The sequence below is a fragment of the Oleiphilus sp. HI0117 genome (genome assembly GCF_001635235.1).
Map to the genome: position 1 here is coordinate 1 of NZ_LWGA01001339.1, position 6,513 is coordinate 6,513.

The following is a 6,513-nucleotide window of genomic DNA, read 5'->3' on the forward strand; positions in this document are numbered from 1 at the left end:
CCAATCGTTCATGATGGCAATCCTCGCAGCGGACACGCAAAAAGCCATATTCCAGCCGACCACATTGGAGAAAATCTTCGAACTCTCTCTGAACGTAACGAGGCAAGCTTTGTCCCTGACCCTCCAACGAGGACTTAAAGACAGGATAATGTTCCTGAACCAATTGATAGAGGAGCGTCTTTTCGGGCTGATGGCGTTCATAGTATGGTGCTTGACTCGCCCAGACATTCCTTGCCGGTGACATGAGCATCCTCCTTGATACTGTTTATGCATACAGCATATAGAAGAAGCTTCACTTAGCGAATATTGGCCGTAATTTTGTAAAAACAGTCCAACTGTTATGTCCGCTTATCTCACTTTCCAGAAGTAACCGATCAGATCAATATTGGCCAAAATATCCTTGTTTATCGATCAGTCATGAAGGTCCGTTTTGCGGACTTTCACGCCTTTGAGTGCTGTTTAACTATGCCGTGCACTGAACTCCAACCTTTGAGAAAGGGTTCGAGCCGATACACCTTTCTGATACTACTGACTTTGCGCAAGGTTCTGCGTCTCTCCAATTACTCTGTTCCGGCCTTGTTTCTTAGCTGCATACAAGGCTTGGTCAGCGCGCTCTACTAAGCCATCAATTGTGTCAGAGGTTTGCATACTCGCAACACCGACAGAAATGGTAATATTACCCAGGGTGACTTTTTTATCACTGCCCATAACCAGGTTTTTACTGGCGACCTTATCGCATAGCTGCTGGCCTACAACGAGTGCGCCTTCGTAGCGTGTGTTGGGTAATAGCGCCACGAATTCTTCACCTCCATAACGAGCGACGATATCGTCACCTTTGACACCCTTCTTTAGAACTGTTGCGATAAAGGTTAAAACTTTGTCGCCTACTGCGTGGCCGTGCGTATCATTAAACGATTTGAAGTGATCAATATCCATAAATAGGAGAGAGAAGGGCTTCAGTGTTTGTTCAAACTCATTTACTAGTGTTTTAATAGACTCATCAAATGCTCGTCGATTCGGGATGCCGGTGAGCTGGTCGGTAAACGCCGTTTCGTTCAGTTCTTCCAAGTTCCTTTTTAAAGTACTGACTTCCTCCTTCACAACGATTAAGGAGTTTTCCATTGATGTGTTGGCTTGTCTAACTTGGTCAGTTTCTTCAATAAGCTTGGCAACGAGCTGAGTGATGCTGTTGATATCGGGGTTTTTCTTTAGATCATTCTGGCTTTCTTCCAGTGCGGCTGAAAAAGCCTGGTTGCCCTCAAGGATTTTTTCCAGCTCTTGCAGCAGGTTGTCCACAAGCGTCTCTGTATCGCCTTGTATATGGCTCAGTTTATCCTGCGTTTGGTTTGCAATATAAGTTTCGTAGAGTGAGTTATTTAAGCTGTCTGTAAAGTTCGTTCCACTTTCTAGCAGGCTATCTATTTTCTTGCGTAGCTCGAGGTTCATTCCTTGAAAATACTCATACCAAACGAAGTAGTTTTCCGGGGTGATTGGGATTTCAAGGTCTTTCATTTGTGGGATAGTTTTCTTAAGGCAGTCAACAGCTTGTTTAAGCTTTTTTTGACGGCTTTCCCGCACAGGTATTTGTTGCTCTGTCATATTACTCGCTACTCCATTTAGCCTGGTAATATTTGTCTGTAACCTGAGTTCAAGCCTCTAGTTTGTGCAATAATCTAAGAATTATAAGACTTTTTCAATCATAAATCATTTCGTCTATCCAGTTGTCCGCCGGCCTAATTCAGTCATTTTAGTTGTTGATGGTAACGATAAAACCATTCTAGGTTTGGATATAAGCCCGATATTTCATAGTATTCGGTATTGCTGTCATTCTCATGAACCGCTGTTTCATAATAGGGAGATCAGATGTCTCAGAGCGCTGCTTTAGTCAAAGCACTGAAAAAATGTTTGAAAATTAACGATGTAAAATATGCAGATGTGGCTGATGCCCTCAATTTAAGTGAGGCGAGCGTGAAACGTTTGTTTTCTGAGGAAAGCTTTTCGCTAAAAAGGCTAGATCAAATTTGTGAATTTTTAGGTATTGAAATTAGTGATCTGGTGGAGATGGTGAGACAGTCTGATCAGATTCGAAGTTTGACGATTGAGCAAGAAAAAGAAATTATTGATGATCTTCCGCTTTTGATTGTCGCAAATAGTGCCTTAAATCGTTGGAGCTTTGAAGATATATTGTCTACCTATGATTTAACTGAGACCGCGTTAATCCAGCATCTTGCCAAATTAGATCGCCTAAAGTTGATCGAGTTGTTGCCTGGAAATCGCATAAAGTTATTAGTTGATAGAAACTTCAGTTGGCAAAAGAACGGCCCTATACAGCGGTTTTTCGAAGAAATTCTAGTGAATGAGTTCTTTAACTATAGGTTTGATGAGCCCAGTGACAAACGACAGTTTGTGGTGGGGATGCTCTCTAAAGCCTCTAACCTGATCTTTCAGAGAAAGTTGGATCAACTTGCAGAGGAATTTCATCGCTTACATGTAGAGGATGAAAAGTTGCCTGTTAAAGAGCGATTCGGTACTAGTGTTGTCACAGGTATGCGTCGATGGGAGCCTTTGGCTTTTGAGAAGATGCGCAGAAAAAAGGATCTGCGAAAGTTTTAGTATTGATGGGGTAGTTTGAGGTGTGGGCTGATCTATGAAAACCGAGTTCATAGATCAGCATTGGTTTCGTTTTTTAGGGTGTTTTATGAACGCTTTGATTGAAGCTTTCGTGATAACACCGCCGCGATGAGCAGCAATAACATCATCCAGGGGCTAGATGAGCCTCCACCAGAGCTCGGGTAAGCGCGGGTGTTGTTGAAAGCTGGTTGATGGGCATCTTTACGATGGTCTCTTACCGGCTGGCTTGCGCGTTGTTGTTTAGCCTGCAATTCTTTCTTTACGCGTTTGGCGTTATCTCTTGAAATGTTAAGCTGCTTGAATACCTCTTCTCTCACAACAATCATCGAAGTGTAGTCGGTGACTAAACCATATTGTTTGGCAATGTCGATGATGGCTTGTTTGGCATCTGCATCTTCGCCTAGATAGTCAATTTTATTCTGCAATGCTTCAATGCTCGCGAACGCCCATAACCTTTCTATCTCAGGGTTGAGTTCACTTTGTTTTGGGAAGTCAAAAGACGTTGTGTAGGTTTGTTGTTGGCCTGACATTTTGCCTTTGATTTCAACCGTTGCTTTACCATTTCCCCAGTAATGTCCGAACAAGATAAGCTGCTGACCTCGGTACACAGAACCGATACGGGCGGGTGTAAGGTTTTTAACCTTAACGCCGTCAATATCAACTTCGACATCATGAAAGGCTTCGTGAGTTAGTTTTTCGGTAGCGATCATTAGCTTGCCAACGATGTCATCACTATTGGATACACTCATTGCGAAGCCGTTAGAAATTTTTGTCATGCTATCGAGTAGTGGTCTATTAGCACTGTTGCCCATCACAAAGGTAAAGAGTCGTACATCATATTGTTCGAGTAAGCTTAGAAAGGATTTTTTCTCCGTGGTGCCGATATTAGCAACGCCATCGGTGACTAAGATGATGGCACTCGCGCGATCAGAATCGAGACCTTTGATGCCTTTTTTCAGGCCGTCGTATAAATTTGTGCCGCCATTAGGGGTCGTCGATTCAAGTGATTGTGTATATCTTGATACATTCTCGGCTGTCGCAGGGGTGTAACCTTGTGTGATCTCACTTGCATTGTTGTTAAATAGGATGATGCGAAAACGGTCATTTGGATTTAGCTTGGAAAGCCCTTTGTTAACGCCTTCGATAAGGCTGTGGTATTTTCCCTGCATTGAGCCTGAGTAGTCCAGTACAAAGATCCAATCTCGCCCCAAGTTGATTTTACTTAAGTCATCCCCCGGGGTGATGGTCATCATAAAGGTTCCTTTGTCTTTTCCGGGTTCTTTGTGTGTGACCATATCAATCGAGCCTGGCAGGCCTTGTTGATGTCTCCAGTAGACCACGATATCTTGATCGAGTTTAGTGATTGATTGCTTTGCTGTGATTGGGTTTGAGTCTTCTTCGTTTTGTGCGGCCTGCCCATTCATCATGGATATATGCCATGCCTGATTCGTGTTTGAGGTGACAATTGCCTGCGGATGTTTCGGAAGACGGACATCGTCAATAGGGTAAGAGGATCTTATATTCATCTTGAAGCTGAATGCTTCGGTTACCACTTCGTTGTAGCTCCAAAAGGCCAACTTTTCTTCATCGACGCCACCATCTTCAAGTGGGTAGACATAACTGCCAATGCCATGGTCTGAATGGACAGCTTGAATGTAGACTAATCGGATTTTGACATCTTGCTTTGGCAAAACCGGGTAAACGGCACTATCAAAAGATTTATACTCATCCTGTTCTGTTAAGGCGGTTTCTCTGCCTTGTGCTTTTTCTTGCTCATAAATCTCGCGAGCTTGTTTTTTCTCAAGCACCTCGCCAGTCACAGCTTTACCGTCTATCCAATAGGTGAACTCTCCTACCGCTGCTTTTTCTGGAATGGGGAAGGAGTAGATTGCTTCTAGCGTGGTGTCATTCGGGTTGAAAAATAATTGTGTTACTGAAGTAATGGCATAGCCATCCTCGATAGTGACATCTACATGGTGTTGTTTTATTTCCAACGCTGGTAGCTGACCGTTTGCGGGTGACATGAGTCCAGCGGCCTGCGACATCATGCTAAATGCGAATAATAGGGTAAAGCTTATCAATTCTAAGAAGTTTGGTTGTCTGTTCATAATGCTCTCCATTTGTTGGTTTGTGGCAACAAGCGAAAGCAAAACTAGATGGTGATGAACGGATACTCAATAAAAAACGACTAAGTCTAATAGCAAGAGCCTGAGGGTATTAGATAACGATACTTTTCCATATTTTTATACAAGGATTGTTTTGTTGTAGTCACTCAAAACTATTTATCACGCAAACGCAAAATGCGTCCACTGTCGGTGGAAAGGTAAATCCAGCCTTCAGGACTTTCGACAACTGCTCGAATGCGTTCGCCCAGGCTTTCAAGTAATCGTTCTTCAGCGATAGCCTGATACTGCTTGTTGAGCGATACTCGGTTTAGGTGTGTCATCTTTAGTGCACCTGAAAAGAGGTCCCCTTTCCATTCCTTGAAGGCTTTGCCTGAATAAACGATCAGACTCCCTGGCGCAATGGAGGGAACATAATATTTAACGGGTTGCTCCATGCCTTCTTTATGAGTGCTTTCACCCACAGAAATTGGCCCCCAGTATTCCTTGCCATAGGAAATGATGGGCCAGCCATAATTTTTGCCTGGTTTAATCAGGTTTATTTCGTCACCACCTCTTGGTCCATGCTCGATAGACCATAAAACAGACTTGTCGGGAGTAAAAGCTAAACCTTGTGGGTTTCGGTGCCCGTAAGACCATATTTCGGGTAGGGCGCGGGCTAGTTGAGTGAAAGGGTTATCTTTAGGAACCGTGCCGTCTAAATTTAATCGAATGATGCTTCCGGCATGATTGCTTAGGTTTTGCGCGTCTTCCCGTTTGCCTCGGTCACCGACGCTGAAAAATATGTGCCCCTGATTGTCAAAGGCAATACGGCTACCAAAGTGTCGGAAGGTATCGCTATCGCCTTTCGCTACGAATAGCTCACGCCAATGCCTTAGCTGCTGATTCTCTGTGAGTTGGGCGCTGGCAAGGGCTGTCGTTCCCTTTCCATCATGTCTTTTGCTATAACTAAGATAAATATTCTTTGATGAGCTGAATGTTGGGCTTATGGCAATATCAAGAAGGCCACCTTGGCCTTTGGCAAGCACGTTCTTAAGCCCTTGGATAGTTGTGAGCTGCTTTGTTTGAATATCCAAACTATAAAGCCGGCCACGTCGTTCGGTAATTAATAGAGTGTTGGCATCCAGAAAAGCCAGTCCCCAAGGAATATTTAAGCCTGAGTATAGTTCTTCCAAAATGAAGTGAATCTGGCCACTTTGCCCTTCAAGGATAGTGCGGGAAAAGCTTGGGCTGGCAAAGCTTATGAAGAACGCAAGACTAATACATGCAATGAAATTGTACATTTTAGGGAACTCCAATAGCTTCAGCATTCAATCAAGGCAAGTTTTAACCCCTTATCAGGCTCCAGTTCTTTTATTTCATCACTAAGCGCTAAAGGCGTGATAGATCTTACATCCTCTATCGTCTCTCGTATGTCGCGTTCAAATTCTGAAAAGGTTACTTGTTGATTGTTTAGGGCCGCTAAGATAACTCCGCCATCCTTTAAGTATTTGGTGCAGCGACGTAGTAGTTTCTGATAGTCAGGCCAGCCTCGAAAGGAGCCTTTATGAAAAGGCGGCGGGTCGAGAATGATTATGTCGAACTTTGACTGCTTGGCAATTTGGCTGTTTGACTTAAGAATGTTCTTTTTCCAAATCGATACTCTTTCATCCAGTAGATTATTTATCTGATGATTTAATTGTGCGGTTTTGGTGGCGCTACCGCACATATCAATATTAACTACTTTCTTTGCGCCACCTTTCAAAGCAAACAAAGAAAA

The 6,513-nt window shown here is 43.5% G+C and carries 6 protein-coding genes; 1 reads left to right on the forward strand and 5 read right to left on the reverse strand.

What is annotated here, in order from left to right; genetic code table 11:
- Both A3757_RS25425 and A3757_RS23105 read right to left on the reverse strand, forming a co-directional pair.
- Positions 1-244: transposase zinc-binding domain-containing protein (locus tag A3757_RS25425; protein ID WP_197470253.1), on the reverse strand; the 244-nt coding region annotated here is incomplete at its 3' end.
- 281 nt (positions 245-525) lie between these two features.
- Entirely contained in the window at positions 526-1,599 is a 1,074-nt protein-coding gene (locus tag A3757_RS23105) for a GGDEF domain-containing protein (RefSeq protein WP_068514223.1), read from the reverse strand.
- Positions 1,600-1,863: 264 nt separating this feature from the next.
- Between A3757_RS23105 and A3757_RS23110 the strand changes: the two genes are divergently transcribed.
- Positions 1,864-2,613 carry a helix-turn-helix transcriptional regulator gene (locus A3757_RS23110; RefSeq protein ID WP_068514227.1) on the forward strand — a complete coding sequence of 250 codons (750 nt, stop codon included), beginning with the start codon at positions 1,864-1,866 and terminating at the stop codon, positions 2,611-2,613.
- Positions 2,614-2,696: 83 nt separating this feature from the next.
- Here the strand turns inward: A3757_RS23110 and A3757_RS23115 are convergent, their stop codons facing one another.
- From A3757_RS23115 to A3757_RS23125, 3 genes are all read right to left on the reverse strand, one after another.
- Positions 2,697-4,739, reverse strand: coding sequence for a VIT and VWA domain-containing protein (locus A3757_RS23115; RefSeq protein WP_068514231.1), 2,043 nt, complete (start codon positions 4,737-4,739; stop codon positions 2,697-2,699).
- Positions 4,740-4,909: 170 nt separating this feature from the next.
- Complete coding sequence (locus A3757_RS23120) at positions 4,910-6,037, reverse strand: PQQ-dependent sugar dehydrogenase (RefSeq protein ID WP_068514383.1); 1,128 nt, start codon at positions 6,035-6,037, stop codon at positions 4,910-4,912.
- Between the two features lie 20 nt (positions 6,038-6,057).
- On the reverse strand, positions 6,058-6,513 hold a 456-nt coding region (locus A3757_RS23125), incomplete at its 5' end, for a class I SAM-dependent methyltransferase (RefSeq protein ID WP_156506510.1).

Excerpts from the sequence above, each read along its gene's own strand:
- A3757_RS23120 (WP_068514383.1), bottom strand. The coding sequence starts at position 6,037 with ATGTACAATTTCATTGCATGTATTAGTCTTGCGTTCTTCATAAGCTTT.
- A3757_RS23115 (WP_068514231.1), bottom strand. The coding sequence starts at position 4,739 with ATGAACAGACAACCAAACTTCTTAGAATTGATAAGCTTTACCCTATTA.
- A3757_RS23110 (WP_068514227.1), top strand. The coding sequence starts at position 1,864 with ATGTCTCAGAGCGCTGCTTTAGTCAAAGCACTGAAAAAATGTTTGAAA.
- A3757_RS23105 (WP_068514223.1), bottom strand. The coding sequence starts at position 1,599 with ATGACAGAGCAACAAATACCTGTGCGGGAAAGCCGTCAAAAAAAGCTT.